The following is a 14,207-nucleotide window of genomic DNA, read 5'->3' on the forward strand; positions in this document are numbered from 1 at the left end:
GTTTTTGTTAATTATACCTTATTATCTAATGTATAAAATCACGCAATTACGTCAATTAATATCAGTAATTTTGCACTCAATTAATTTAGAATGAAAACATTATTACGTTATTTAAAACCATACAAATGGTTACTAATCATATCTTTGGCTTTAGCAACAATAAATCAGGTTTTTTCCCTTTTTGGTCCGGCAATCACCGGAAATATTCTTGACCAACTAGTCACGCATCCAAACTATTTTGATACCGCAAAAAAAATTCCCAGAACTTTGCATGAGTTTTTTAACGGAACAGATCTTTACCACGGCGTTTTTTACTTTTTAGGATTATTAATTGGAACGGCCATGGTCAGTAGAATTGCAAAAGCATTTCAGGATTATGTGGTAAATGTGATCACTCAAAAATTTGGTGCTAATATTTTTACTGATGGTTTGCAGCATTCTATGGCGCTGCCGTATCAGGAATTTGAAGACCAGAGAAGTGGCGAAACTTTATCAATTTTAACGAAAGTTCGCGAAGATTCCACGAAATTTATTACCAATTTTATAAATATTTTCTTTGGGATTTTGGTCAGTATTATTTTCGTTTCGATTTACGCAGTTCGCCTTCATTGGTCGATAATGCCCGTTTATGTTGTCGGTATATTTATTATTTCTTTCATCACAAATTTATTAAGTAAGAAAATAAAAACAATCCAAAAAACTATTGTTGCAGAAACGAACAGTTTGGCCGGAAGTACGACGGAAAGTTTAAGAAATATTGAGATCGTAAAAAGTTTAGGTTTAACAAAACAGGAAGTTAAACGCCTGAATAACAATACTTACAAAATTTTAGGATTAGAATTAAAAAAAGTAAAAAGCATTCGGTCATTGAGTTTTATTCAGGGAACAATGGTTAATTTTTTACAGCAAATGATAACCTTTACGTTACTATTTCTAATATTTAAAAACGTCGTTACGCCAGGTCAATACTTATCATTGGTTTTTTACGGTTTCTTTATTTTTGGTCCGATGCAGGAAATTGGAAATATTATTATTTCTTACCGTGAAGCGCAGGCATCATTAAATAATTTTGATAATTTGATGAAAAAACCAGTCGAAGAAAAACCATTAAAACCTAAACAAATTGGAGGCATTGAAAAACTGGATTTTAAAAACGTCTCATTTAAACATCAAACTGCGACTTATAAAGCATTAACCGATATTTCATTTGAAGTCAAAAACGGAGAAACCATCGCTTTTGTTGGTCCAAGTGGCGCCGGAAAAAGTACTTTGGTTAAATTATTGGTTGGACTTTACCGTCCAAAAGAAGGCGAAATTTTCTATAATAACATCAACGGAAATCAATTTGATTTTGATGAATTACGAAATCAAATCGGTTTTGTAACGCAAGACACCCAACTTTTTGCCGGAACAATAAAAGAAAATCTTCTGTTTGTAAATCCTGATGCGACGGATGAAGACATTAGTTTGGCTTTAAAAAAATCGAGTTGTACCGGTTTAATTGAACGCGCAGATAATGGAATTCAAACAGTAATTGGTGAAGGCGGTTTAAAATTAAGCGGCGGCGAAAAACAAAGAATTGCAATTGCAAGGGCACTTTTGAGAAAACCACATTTGCTTATTTTTGATGAAGCCACTTCCGCTTTAGATAGTATTACAGAAGAAGAAATTACTTCCACAATTCGTGAAATTTCGAAAGAAAAAGAACAAATTACCGTTTTAATTGCACACCGTTTAAGCACAATCATGCATGCTGACAGAATCTACGTCTTAGAGCGTGGAAAAGTAATAGAAATGGGTTCACATGAAAATCTTTTAGAGGAAAAAGGTTTGTATTATGCGATGTGGCGACAACAAATTGGGGAGAGAAAATTGTAGGAACATTAATTCAAAAAACTATAATTGAATTTCATAGAAAAAGCATATTCCGGTTTTTAAATCTTTAAAATATCTTGAACCTTGATCAAAATCACTACTAATTTTATATTTTTTTGAACCTTTTGATGGTTTAAACCAATTTGGCTTAGACTCTATAAATTCATCATTTATTATAGAATCATTAATTAAGTTGTTTTGTTTAATGAATTCATTTACCCAAAATTTCTTTGGTATAAATTCTAAAAACATAATATATTCTTTCGAAAAATGAGAGGATTGCCAATATTGTCCGTTAATTAATCTTACGTCAGAATTTGGATTAGTTCCACTCCAATATTTGTAAACTTCCGTTGGATTATTGGTTTTTATTTCACTGCAACTTATGAGAGAAAATAAGGTAAAATAGAAAAAGAAATTTATTATTTTCATTCCTACAGTTATTTATTCCTCACCGTCCTCTGCTCTATCCTTTTCTCAAATTTTTCACCTTTAAAAATTCGCTGAACCATAATTCCGGGAATGTGGATTTCGTTGGGATCTAAAACGCCCGGTTCTACGAGTTCTTCAACTTCGGCAATAGTGATTTTTCCTGCGCCAGACATTGGTGCGTTGAAATTTCTGGCGGTTCCTTTAAAAATTAAATTTCCAGCGTGATCGCCTTTCCAGGCTTTGACTATGGAAAAATCGGCTTCAAAAGCGTGTTCTAAAATGTGCATTTTGCCGTGAAATTCTTTGGTTTCTTTGCCTTCCGCGACTTCTGTTCCGTAACCTGCAGGCGTATAAAATGCAGGAATACCGGCTTGTGCGGCACGGCATTTTTCGGCTAAAGTGCCTTGAGGTGTGAGTTCGACATCTAATTCGCCGGAAAGCATTTGGCGTTCAAATTCTGCGTTTTCACCGACGTAAGAAGATATCATTTTTTTGATCTGCTTTTTTTGAAGCAACAAACCTAGACCGAAATCATCAACGCCGGCGTTGTTTGAAATACAAGTTAAGTCCGTCACATTTTTCTTAACGAGTTCTGCAATACTATTTTCCGGAATACCGCAAAGTCCGAAACCGCCGAGCATTATGGTTTGTCCGTCTTTGATATCTTTTAAAGCTACTTCTACGTTTGCAACTCTTTTATCGATCATTTTTTGTTTCTTTTTGTCTGGTTTAAAAGTAAGATTTTTTTTGGTTTCACGCAAAGACGCAGAGTAAATACGCGCAAAGAGCACAAAAATTTTATTAGGCTTCGAAATGCTTTTAATAAAAATTTCTTTTGTGAAAAGATTTTCTACTTATAAATTCCTCGCATGAGGACGTAGGTGGAAATCCTTTTGTAATTGCGATAGAAAATAATTCAACTAAAAAAAACGCTTCGATCGCAATTACAAAAGATTGGGAACCGAAGACCGACCTTTTTCTTTTGACAAATTTTCTAGTCTGTACTAACTTTCTAAAGAAAAAGGGCATGCCCAAATAAATATTAGATTAAATAAAATATTTGTTGGTCATTATAAAAATTTATTCTATTTTTGCAACCTGTAAACCAACCTCTGACGATAGCCGTGAACGTTGCTTTGCTAGACAATTTTTTTATAAATTAAACGATGGATTTAATTAATTACGTACAGGAAAAGTACATTGAGAAGAAAGACTTCCCAAAATTTAAGGCAGGTGACACAATCACAGCATATTACGAAATTCGTGAGGGTGCTAAAACAAGAACTCAGTTCTTTAAAGGTGTAGTAATCCAAGTGAGAGGAACTGGTCTTACAAAAACTTTCACTATCAGAAAAATGAGTGGTGATGTAGGTGTAGAGAGAGTTTTCCCTTTAAATTTACCAGCACTTCAAAAAATCGAAATCGATAGAAGAGGTAAAGTGAAAAGAGCAAGAATTTATTACTTCCGTAAACTTCGTGGTAAGAAAGCGAGAATTAAGGATGTTGCTAGAAAATAATTTCTTTTACAGAAATAGAAAAAACCACCGAAATACGGTGGTTTTTTTGTGACTTATTTTTTATGCGAAATTTTAAAAAGAAAAACCATCCCAAAAAAATTGAGATGGTTTTTTCTTAAAATAAATTTGCTTTTATTTTTTAATAATTAATTTAGAAGAACTTTCAACTCCTAAACCTTTTACTTTAACAATGTAAACACCATTTTGCAATTTAGCTGTAGAAACACTTTCTGATCCGGAAACTTTATCCGAAGTCACTAATCTACCTGCAGCGTCATAAACTTCAACAGATAATTTACCTAATTGAGAAGTTGGCACTTTAATGAAAAACTCATTTTTAGCAGGGTTTGGATATATGCTTAAACTTTTATCTTTCACATTTTCACTAGTTGATAGTGGTGAGCAATCTGAAGGAATAGTAAAGTCTTCAATCTGATCACTTATACCAGTTCCTGTTCCGGTTTTTGTTCCTGCAGAAGCGCTTACACCAAGCCCTCTTTTTGCAAATGTATTCCAGATCATACATCTGTCTGTCCCTCCGCCTAAGGCATCCGCTGCTAAAATTGCATCTCTGCCGTCGATAAATGTCGGTGAACAAATCTGACCTTTTAGACCGTTTATTACCAATTGTAAAACTTTACCACTTCCACTTGTTGGATTGGCGGCTACATCAGAAGCGTATCCATATTTAGCGGCAAAATTCCAATGAAGATCCCAAAGCATTGATGCCCAAACGAAACCGATAGTATGTACGTCTAATTGCGTTACGCCATTTGCATCTACGTAAGTTTTACCATTTGTATATCCATAAGTTACATTGTTAACTGCAGAATCTGTAGAATATTTTTGAGGTCTGATTCCCAAACCATTTGTTGGCTGACCAACAGCGTAAGTTCCTATTCCACGCGCTACAGTTGCTGTGGCGTTTGGCTGATTTGTAACCATTAAAGCAAAGAAATCTGACCATCCCTCTCCCATCTGTTCGTTTGAGTTTGCGGAATTCAAGCAGCGGTAACCGTCACCTGTATTTCTGTTAGAGATACCGTGTCCATATTCATGGGCTACGATACCGTTATCATAACTTCCGTCTAAATAATTCGCATCAAATTTGCTGAATTTTAAAGTAACATTAACCGTTTTTGAAGCCGCTAACAAAGATTTAATGTACTCACCTTCGGAGTTTTCTGTTATAATTGAAGGAATTGTAATTGTTGCATCCGTTCCACCCATAGTACCAATCGCAGGTGAAGCAGCACCATTATAAATAACTACGCCAATTGCACCAGCAGTTTGTGCATTCTTCACTTTAACTACAAAACCACAAGTTCCCCTTTCTATTAATGCTATATTATTTAGCATTGAAGCAGCAGGTAAAGCAGTACAACCGTCGATTGGAGAAGCTAATTTAAGATCTCCTGTTACACCTGGATTGCTTAGTGCAGGTCCAAATTGTGCACCGAAAGTTTTAGCTAATCTTGAAACTGCTTCAGCCGGAGTATTGTAATAAAGTCTTTTTGCGTCAACAAGATTCGAGTCCCATAAATACATCTGCATTCTTGGAAGCGATCCGTCAATTGGCGTGGAAAAATTTGCATTATTGCTTCCACTTCCGTCCTGGGCTTCTGCGCGAACATAATCGTTACCTGCGCCGCCTTTGCTAAAATTATTAGACTGGAAATTTCTTGCAGCTTCTGTAAATCCAAAGCGGTACATGATATCATGCATTTTATTATTCATGTAGAATAAATTTGTGGTAGCAGAAGCGAGATTCTCGTTTGCACTTGAAAGTGCGCCGTATGGATAATCAAAAACTCTTCCTGCACCAGCATCAGGCACAGCTTGCGGTACATTAATACCATTCTGATCACTGTAAGCATATGCATTATTTCCCTGCGTTGTTGTGTAAGACGTAACGCCGTTAGACTGCCATCCTTCCGGTGAAGCATCTAAAAACCACGGATCTGTAACTAAAGTTCTTGTTCCGAAAGTTGGACCTTCTAATGGTAACGCAAATACCCTGTAACTTGCTGTACCCGCCGCCGCATTCAATTTTTTAATTTCCTCGGCAGCAATGGTTTTAACACTTTCTGGTAAATGATCCGTTAAAGTCTGACTAAAAGCATCATCATTGAAATTACAGGATAATGTCAAATTATTTTCTTCTAAAATTTTGCCGGAATTTGCATCAACTAAAATATTCCAGTAGTTAGAATTATTTTTTTCCTCAACGAAAAACTCATAGCAAAGAACTAAATTTTCTTCACTTTTAAAATATACAAGTCTTCTTTTTGCTACTGATTTTAAACCGTCTTCTTTCGCTAAAATATCAAGCAAACGATATTCGTCACCATTAAGTTTTAGTTTTTTAGCGACACTTTTAAATGCTGCTGCGTCGGTAAGGCCAGCTTTTGCAGAAGAAACAACATCATAATTTTTAACAAAGTTTTCTGTATAAAATTTCACATCAGAATCCTTTATCAAAGCTGTTGCTACTGAATTGTAAACGGGTATGCCATTGTACGTCTGTTGTATTTTTACAACTTCAGAGTTCATGGAGGAAGAAAAATCCTGATTACTTATTTCAAAATCTTTTAGATCATTTTTCACAAATTTACTTCCATTAGTATTGGAAATATAATTTTTTATGATCCCCTCATAATTCTGCGAATAAGCTTTACCAACTGTAAATAAGCCGCAGATCAATAACAATTTAACCGATAGATATCTATTTTTCATATAATAAGTTTAATTAAATTGCCAAAAATACATTTATTTTATAAAAATTTACGATAATTTAACACAAATAGATTTAAATTTTAAATTATTTTTTAATTAGTTGGAAGTCAGCTACATTTTTATTGATATTTTTTTAATACAAAAAAAACGCCTCACAATAATTGCGAGGCATTTAAAAATTTAAAAGATTTGAAGATTAGTTATTACCTTCTTCCATTTTCTTTTTAAGTTCTGCTAAAACATCAATGTCACCAAGTGTAGATTTCTCTTCATTGTTGCTTGACGAAGAAGTAGAAGATGATTTGCTGGAAGAATCTTTTACGTTTTTCTTCTCTTCATCTCTAAAAATCCCGGTATGGGAAACTACTACTCTTTTGAATTCTTTGTTAAATTCAATTACTTTAAAGTCCGCACTATCACCTTTTTTGATTTTAGAACCGTCTTCTTTTTCTAATAATCTTGATGGGCAAAATGCTTCAACTTCTGCATCTTCAAACTGTACGGAAGCACCTTTGTCAAAAACATCTGTTGCTTTACCATTGTGTACTGTTCCTTCAGCATATTTAGTTTCAAATTTATCCCAAGGATTTTCAAGTAATTGTTTGTGACCTAAAGAAAGTCTTCTTGCCTGAACATCAAGTTCCAACACGATTACTTCTAATTTATCACCAACATTACAGAATTCTGATGGATGTTTGATTTTTTTAGTCCAAGAAAGATCTGAGATGTAAATTAATCCATCAATACCTTCTTCTAATTCTACAAAAACACCAAAGTTTGTGAAGTTTCTCACAGTTCCTGTGTGCGTAGATCCGATTGGGTATTTCGCTTCAATATTTGTCCAAGGATCTTGGTTCAATTGCTTCATACCAAGAGAGATTTTTCTGTCTTCTCTGTCTAAAGTCAATACTTCTGCTTCAACTTCATCACCTACTTTTACGAAATCTCCGGCGCTTCTCAAATGAGTACTCCAAGACATTTCAGATACGTGAATTAATCCTTCTACACCTGGCGCAACTTCTACAAAAGCACCATAATCAGCAAGAACTACTACTTTACCTTTTACTTTATCACCAATTTTGATGTTTTCGCTTAAAGCATCCCAAGGATGAGCTTCAAGTTGTTTCATACCTAATTGGATACGAGTTTTATCTTCATCAAAATCAAGAATTACCACTTTCACAGTTTCACCGTCAGAAAGAACTTCTGATGGATGATTAACTCTGCTCCATGATAAATCTGTAATGTGAATTAAACCATCTACGCCTCCTAAATCAACAAATACACCGTAAGAAGTTATGTTTTTCACAGTTCCTTCTAATACTTGTCCTTTCTCTAATTGAGCGATGATCTCTTTTTTCTGACCTTCAATATCTGCTTCGATAAGCGCTTTGTGAGATACAACAACGTTTTTAAATTCTGGGTTGATTTTCACAACTTTAAATTCCATTGTTTTACCTACAAACTGATCGTAATCTTTAATTGGTTTCACATCGATTTGTGAACCTGGTAAAAACGCTTCCAATCCGAAGATATCCACGATCATACCACCTTTTGTACGGGATTTTACTAAACCATTTACAATTTCGCCAGTTTCGTGAAGTTCATTCACTTTATCCCAAGCTTTAAGAGTTCTCGCTTTTTTGTGAGACAATTGCAATTGACCTGTTTTGTCTTCTCTTTTGTCAACCATTACTTCAACTTCATCACCTACTTTCAGGTCTTGGTTGTAACGGAATTCGTTAAGAGAAATTACACCTTCAGATTTGAAGTTAATATCTACAATCGCTTCTCTGTCTGTAATTCTTACCACTTTCCCGGTAATTACGTCAGAATCTCCTAAATCATTAAGAGAACCATTGTAAATTTCTTCTAATTCCTGTTTTTCTGTTCTGTCTTCAGCGTTAAGTCCGCTTTCAAAAGATTCCCAGTCAAACGCTTCTGGTGCTACGTTTTGGTTTTCAAGTACCGCATCGTTTTTTTGTTTGTGTTGGCTTTGGCTTTCTACAACCTCTTCCGTTGTGTTTGTCGTATCTGACATATTAAAAAAAAATTTGTATTCCTTAGATTTCAGTTTTGGTTAATGTGGTAACCTGAAAAATATGGAAGTTGTTAATTATTAAGGTTTTACTTTCCCAAAATACTTCCCACAAAAGTGGTGCAAAAATAGGATTTTTAATTTGATATTACAAATATAAAATGGGGCAAATTGAAGTAAAAAAAAGCATTCTTTCGAATGCTTTAAAGATTATATAAAATATTTATTTAGTCTTTAATAATTTTAGTTACTTTATTAGTTGTACCATCGTTTACCTTTAACAAATAAACTCCCTTTTCTAAACTGGAAATATCATAAGATTCTGCCATTTTGAAAGATTTAACTTTTCTACCACCCAAATCATATATCGAAATATCAGTTTTTGCATTTAATGATTCTTGAGGAATACTTAATTTGAAGGAACTTTTCACTGGATTAGGATAAATTACTAATCTACTATCATACTGACGTGTTTCTGTTGTACTTAATGTTGCAACAGTATAATTTATTAAAAAAGGAACCGCTTGCGGAGCTAAAGAACCTCCATCAGTAAATGCAACCCAACTAGTACCATTATATTGCAATGCATTCGCTCCCGAAGGACCTGTCGCTCCTACAATCGTAACGGGTGGAAAAAAAGCAGATGCATCATTTGTAGGATGTGCTTGGAAATCCACCCAAAAAGTACCAGAATTTAAAGACGTAGCGACATTTGCAGAAAGTTTCCAAATTCTTCTGTTAGTAGCAGCTGTACCATTTCCAATTCTATAAATTTTATAGTCGACACTATTTGCAGTATTCAATAAGTTTGTTGTAGTGTCCCCAAAAACGATTGCTCCAGCTCCACCAGGAACACCATTCCAAATTCTTAAATTTATTTGATCAAATGGATATGTTGTAGAGGAGGTTTGATATCCCAAAGCTTCTACTGAAGTAATAGTCCATTTTTGACCGGCAGGAACTACAAAATCGTCTGCTAATCGAAAATTACTTGTCAATGAATTATTGTAAATAGCCGAAGAACCGATTGTTGTGTTCCCAGCAGCAGCTTGTACTTCACTCCAAGTGTAACCTGTTGGAGCTACTCCACCCGTACTTGTTGTTGATCCTGTACTCAAATTTCCGTTTGAGTACGTTTGCGAATTAATTAATGATCCACAAAGAACCATTACAGATAGTAAATGTTTTTTCATATTAAATAATTTACGTTGTATCAAAAATAGTACAATATTGTTATACAAAAAAAACATTTTAACATTATTTTTATTAAAACGTAACGAATTTCATAATATTTATATTGATTAATTTTTTTTTTCAGTTAAATTAGCTTAAAAAATTTAATAATTATTAAAAAAGTAATTTTGAACAAATATTAAGTATAACCATTTTTTCTTTTTTTAAAGAAGTTTGTTTCCACTAACTTTGCAAAATGAATTTTGAACAAATTTTAGAAAAACTTAATATTTCTGCTCTCAATCAAATGCAGAAATCTACACTTGAAGCCGCAGAAAAACAAAATGAAATCATTTTACTTTCGCCGACTGGTTCCGGCAAAACTTTGGGATTTCTATTTCCAATCGTTAAGAAATTAGAAAAATCTGCCGAAGGCATTCAGGCAATGATCATCGTTCCAGCTCGGGAATTGGCTTTGCAAATAGAAACAGTTTTCAAATCTATGGGAACAGATTTTAAAGTTTCAGTTTGCTATGGTGGTCACGATAAAAAGATCGAAATCAATAATTTTACGGAAGCTCCTGCAGTTTTAATCGGAACACCTGGAAGAATTGCCTACCATTTAAAACACGATAATTTTGACCCTTTAAATATCAAAACTTTAGTTTTAGACGAATTTGACAAAGCCTTAGAATTTGGTTTTACAGAAGATATGTCTTTCATCATTTCAGAACTTGAAAATTTAGAACAAAAGATTTTAACCTCGGCGACCAATATTTCAGAAATGCCAGATTTTACGGGTGTTAAAAATCCAAAAATTATTAATTTCTTAAAAGCAGAAGCCTCAAAACCTGCCTTGCAATTAAGAAAAGTAGAAACTATTTCCGAAGAAAAATTAGATATTTTATTTAAACTGATCTGTAAAATCGGCAATAAAAGAACTTTGATTTTCTGCAATCACCGAGACGCAGTTGACCGGATTTCTGACCTTTTAAAAGAAAAAGGAATCGCAAGAGAAACTTTCCATGGCGGTTTGGAACAGGACGAAAGAGAACGCGCTTTATTAAAATTTAGAAATGATTCGGCGCGCGTTTTAATAACAACGGATTTGGCCGCACGCGGTTTGGACATTCCTGAAGTAGAGTCGATTGTTCATTACCAATTGCCGCAGAATGAAGACGCTTTTATCCACCGGAACGGACGTACGGCAAGGATGCACGCAAAAGGTTTTGTTTATTTGATCATTTCTAACGATGAAAATTTCCCCTTCATTAAAAATAATATTGAAGTTGAAAACCTGGACGGCAATTACAAAATCCCAGAAAAAACGCCATTTTTAACCGTCTATTTAAGCGCCGGAAAAAAAGACAAAGTGAATAAAGTAGATATTGTAGGATTTTTACTTAAAAAAGGCGAATTAGAAAAAGAAGATTTGGGTTTAATTGAAGTAAAAGACACCACTTCTTACGTTGCTGTAAATCGCAAAAAAGTAGTTATACTTTTAAAAAAACTAGAAAACGAACGGTTAAAAAACAAAAAACTGAAAATTGAGATTGCTTATTAATTAAGATTTTATGAAAATTAAATTTTTAAAATATATAAAAAATAATCTGTCATGGTTTTTTATAATAATCATACTTTCAATCTTCACTTTTTACATTAAACCATGTGTACAAAAGAGTTATTTAAAAATTGATGTTGACCGTTGGACAAAATCTTATTACCTAAATTTTATTATCATTACAATCATTATTTTTTCCATCTTAATAATAGCAACACTTCGTTAAAAACCCACCTAACCTTTTGAATATCAGGTAAATAAACTGAAAAAAGTTAGTATAAAAATAGGATAACTCATTGATTTTCAATATCTTATAGGAATAACAACAAACTTCTAATTTGTGAATTTCTCCGAGTTATCCAGCACCAAAAATATCGTTTTTTCTGCCCTTTTGCAAATGAAAAACATTAATGTTAGTAGAAATAATTTTATGCTTCATCTATTTTCACTTTTTTTGAGCATTAAAGGAAGATTGAATTTCCTCCAGTTGGAGAGGTTCCGTAAATTTGATGAGCAGTCCTATCGTAATAATTTTGAGAAAGAATTTGAGTTTTTGGAGTTCAATAAAAATTTAATCAAAGAGCATTGTAGCCCAAATTTGGCGATCGCTTTTGACCCCAGTTTTATCTCAAAATCTGGAAAGAAAACTCCGGGAACTGGTTATTTTTGGTCTGGTTGTGCAGGAAGGACAAAATGGGGTTTAGAAATTTCTGGTTTGGCTGCAATTGATTGTGAAAATCATACGGCTTTGCATTTAGAGGCTGTGCAAACAGTTGGTTTAAAGGAAAATGAAACCCTTGTGCACTATTATTTAAAAATAATTTTAGAAAGAAAAAATGGCCTGCAGGAACTCTCAAAATGCATTTTGGTAGATGCCTATTTCTCAAAAACTACTTTTGTAAATCCATTGGTAAATGAGGGTTTCACGATCATTTCCAGGCTTCGGGATGATGCTGATTTGAGATATAATTTTGAGGGAGAATAAAAAAAAGGCAAAGGAAGACCAAGGAAATATGAAGGTAAAATTGATTTTAAAAACCTTGATTTATCAAAATGTAAAAAAGTGAGCGGCGAAGAAAAAGAGGAAATTTTTTCGGGAATTGTCTTTTCAAAATCTTTGAAAATGAATGTGAATTTGGTGATTGTAAAAACGAAAAATAAGGAAAAATGGACGCGTAAACTCTATTTTTCTACGGATATTATACAAAATTGGCGTTTGATTTTAGACTTGTATAAAAGCAGATTTCAGATTGAGTTTTTGTACCGCGATGCAAAACAATTTACAGGATTAAATGATTGTGAAGCCAGAAGTGAAAATAAACTAAAATTTCATTTCAATGCATCACTTACAACGATCAATTTAGCGAAAATTGCACATTGGTTGAAGGTATCAAAAGAAGAAAGAGGTGCGTTTTCTATGGCAGATGTAAAAACGATGTATCATAATGATTTACTGATAGATAGATTTATTAGAAAGTTCGGGATAAACCCGAACACGACAAAAAATAAACTCAAATTAAAGGAACTCTATTGTTTTGGCAGAATTGCTGCTTGAGATATTAACGAAGTATTGAATAGTAAAAAGTATTATTAAAAAACGATCATTTGAAACAATTGCTGGATCATTTTTAGGACTTATAATATTTTCTTTCTTCCTGTTTGCTCTTGCACAATCATCTGTAACCTCAGTAGTATTATTGATTAACAAATTAGATTCTCAAAAGGAATGTAAAAGGATTTATAAAACATTTTATATTTCGGACAGCCGAACATTTACTGCTTATAATTTAAAAATGGATAATGATTTAATTGATGAAAATGATTATCGTCATTACACAAAAAAAGAAGATTTTAAAACCCTAAAAGCCGGAGATACTTTAATTTTCAGAATGCATGAAGGAATTTTTGGTATTCCTTATTTTAAATAAAAAAAAGTTTTTGCTAACAAATGCATTTAGCGTAAACCTTTCATTTTTGTGGTCAAAGTATAAACAGATTTTGAAGCCGTTATAAAAAGTGTAGAAAAATTTTTTCCACCAAAAGTGACGTTTGCAGTCCATTTTTCAGGAATATTGATATGTTTTATTTGTACTCCTTTTTTATTAAAAATCGTCACTCCATTACCTGTGAGATAAACATTTCCTTCTTTGTCAATCGTCATTCCGTCAGAACCCATCGAGCAAAACAAAGTTTTTTCGCTTAAAGTTCCGTCTTCTTTCATTTTATATTTATAGGTTTTTCCGGCACCAAAATCAGAAACATAAAGTTCATTTTTTTTGCATTTCCAATAATGCCGTTTGGTTTTACAAAAGTTGTATCAACTGTAATTATTTCCCCATTTGGTTTGCGCAAATAAAGATTTTCTTTATCGATTTCCTGTTTAAAATTCTTCCAGTAATCTCTCACATATAAAGGATCTGTGAAATAAATAAAACCTTTATCGATCCATAAATCGTTTGGTCCATTCAATCTTTTTCCGTTAAAATTACTTAGCAAAACTGTCTTAACTTTATTTTTAGAATAAGATAAAATTTCGCCATTTTCATCTGAACAGGTTAAGAGATTTCCTTCCGAATCAATATAAGTTCCGTTGGCGCGTCCTGTTTTATTTAAAAATTCGGAAATTTGATTTGTCTCACAATTCCATTCGTAAATTTTATCATTTGGCTGATCTGTAAAAAAAACATTTCCGTTTAAATCTGCAGAAGGACCTTCCGTAAAACTAAACCTATCAGAAATTAAAACGGGAGTTTCATTCGGTTTCGTAATATCTTTCTGCACAGAACAAGATGAAAGTGATAATACAAGAGCGCTATAAATGATAAAATTCTTCATAAAACAAAACTAATAATTTATCATTGAAAAAAATTGAATT

At 33.1% G+C, this 14,207-nt stretch carries 11 protein-coding genes and 1 pseudogene; 6 read left to right on the plus strand and 6 right to left on the minus strand.

Going from position 1 to position 14,207, the window contains the following annotated elements; translation table 11 throughout:
* The first annotated feature begins 90 nt into the window (after positions 1–90).
* On the plus strand, positions 91–1,878 hold the full coding sequence (locus BM238_RS04060; RefSeq protein WP_090078888.1) for an ABC transporter ATP-binding protein: 1,788 nt from the start codon (positions 91–93) through the stop codon (positions 1,876–1,878).
* 18 nt (positions 1,879–1,896) lie between these two features.
* Here the strand turns inward: BM238_RS04060 and BM238_RS14280 are convergent, their stop codons facing one another.
* Positions 1,897–2,307: a hypothetical protein gene (locus BM238_RS14280; RefSeq protein WP_143093350.1), complete on the minus strand. Its 411-nt coding sequence runs from the start codon at positions 2,305–2,307 to the stop codon at positions 1,897–1,899.
* A gap of 8 nt (positions 2,308–2,315) precedes the next feature.
* Complete coding sequence (locus tag BM238_RS04070) at positions 2,316–3,014, minus strand: CoA transferase subunit A (RefSeq protein ID WP_090079114.1); 699 nt, start codon at positions 3,012–3,014, stop codon at positions 2,316–2,318.
* 459 nt (positions 3,015–3,473) lie between these two features.
* Here BM238_RS04070 and rplS point away from each other — a divergent pair, with 459 nt between their 5' ends.
* Positions 3,474–3,824: a 50S ribosomal protein L19 gene (rplS, locus tag BM238_RS04075; protein ID WP_090078890.1), complete on the plus strand. Its 351-nt coding sequence runs from the start codon at positions 3,474–3,476 to the stop codon at positions 3,822–3,824.
* A 132-nt stretch (positions 3,825–3,956) separates the two neighbouring features.
* Here rplS and BM238_RS04080 read toward each other — a convergent pair whose 3' ends face one another.
* The 3 genes from BM238_RS04080 to BM238_RS04090 form a co-directional block, all read right to left on the minus strand.
* Positions 3,957–6,560 (minus strand): T9SS-dependent M36 family metallopeptidase, encoded by a 2,604-nt coding sequence (locus BM238_RS04080; RefSeq protein WP_090078891.1) that lies wholly within the window; start codon positions 6,558–6,560, stop codon positions 3,957–3,959.
* Positions 6,561–6,756: 196 nt separating this feature from the next.
* Positions 6,757–8,601, minus strand: coding sequence for a 30S ribosomal protein S1 (gene rpsA / locus BM238_RS04085; protein ID WP_090078892.1), 1,845 nt, complete (start codon positions 8,599–8,601; stop codon positions 6,757–6,759).
* A 224-nt stretch (positions 8,602–8,825) separates the two neighbouring features.
* Positions 8,826–9,791 (minus strand): T9SS type A sorting domain-containing protein, encoded by a 966-nt coding sequence (locus BM238_RS04090; protein ID WP_177205418.1) that lies wholly within the window; start codon positions 9,789–9,791, stop codon positions 8,826–8,828.
* Between the two features lie 236 nt (positions 9,792–10,027).
* Here BM238_RS04090 and BM238_RS04095 point away from each other — a divergent pair, with 236 nt between their 5' ends.
* From BM238_RS04095 to BM238_RS14580, 4 genes are all read left to right on the plus strand, one after another.
* Complete coding sequence (locus BM238_RS04095) at positions 10,028–11,335, plus strand: DEAD/DEAH box helicase (RefSeq protein WP_090078894.1); 1,308 nt, start codon at positions 10,028–10,030, stop codon at positions 11,333–11,335.
* Between the two features lie 394 nt (positions 11,336–11,729).
* The gene (locus tag BM238_RS04100; protein WP_143093351.1) at positions 11,730–12,317 is read left to right on the plus strand and encodes a transposase; all 588 of its coding nucleotides are present in this window, start codon (positions 11,730–11,732) and stop codon (positions 12,315–12,317) included.
* A gap of 78 nt (positions 12,318–12,395) precedes the next feature.
* Positions 12,396–12,887, plus strand: a complete 492-nt coding sequence (locus BM238_RS04105; RefSeq protein ID WP_090078896.1) for a hypothetical protein — start codon at positions 12,396–12,398, stop codon at positions 12,885–12,887.
* A gap of 238 nt (positions 12,888–13,125) precedes the next feature.
* Positions 13,126–13,260, plus strand: coding sequence for a hypothetical protein (locus BM238_RS14580; protein WP_262490302.1), 135 nt, complete (start codon positions 13,126–13,128; stop codon positions 13,258–13,260).
* A gap of 26 nt (positions 13,261–13,286) precedes the next feature.
* Here the strand turns inward: BM238_RS14580 and BM238_RS04115 are convergent.
* Positions 13,287–14,167 (minus strand): annotated as a pseudogene (locus BM238_RS04115) (SMP-30/gluconolactonase/LRE family protein).
* Between the last annotated feature and the right edge of the window lie 40 nt (positions 14,168–14,207).

It is taken from the genome of Halpernia frigidisoli (assembly GCF_900113805.1).
Classification (GTDB): domain Bacteria; phylum Bacteroidota; class Bacteroidia; order Flavobacteriales; family Weeksellaceae; genus Halpernia; species Halpernia frigidisoli.

Coding starts and splice junctions, on each gene's coding strand:
- BM238_RS04070 (WP_090079114.1), bottom strand. CDS start 3,014: ATGATCGATAAAAGAGTTGCAAACGTAGAAGTAGCTTTAAAAGATATC.
- rpsA (WP_090078892.1), bottom strand. CDS start 8,601: ATGTCAGATACGACAAACACAACGGAAGAGGTTGTAGAAAGCCAAAGC.
- BM238_RS04100 (WP_143093351.1), top strand. CDS start 11,730: ATGAAAAACATTAATGTTAGTAGAAATAATTTTATGCTTCATCTATTT.
- rplS (WP_090078890.1), top strand. CDS start 3,474: ATGGATTTAATTAATTACGTACAGGAAAAGTACATTGAGAAGAAAGAC.
- BM238_RS04095 (WP_090078894.1), top strand. CDS start 10,028: ATGAATTTTGAACAAATTTTAGAAAAACTTAATATTTCTGCTCTCAAT.
- BM238_RS04060 (WP_090078888.1), top strand. CDS start 91: ATGAAAACATTATTACGTTATTTAAAACCATACAAATGGTTACTAATC.
- BM238_RS04090 (WP_177205418.1), bottom strand. CDS start 9,791: ATGAAAAAACATTTACTATCTGTAATGGTTCTTTGTGGATCATTAATT.
- BM238_RS14580 (WP_262490302.1), top strand. CDS start 13,126: ATGGATAATGATTTAATTGATGAAAATGATTATCGTCATTACACAAAA.
- BM238_RS14280 (WP_143093350.1), bottom strand. CDS start 2,307: ATGAAAATAATAAATTTCTTTTTCTATTTTACCTTATTTTCTCTCATA.
- BM238_RS04080 (WP_090078891.1), bottom strand. CDS start 6,560: ATGAAAAATAGATATCTATCGGTTAAATTGTTATTGATCTGCGGCTTA.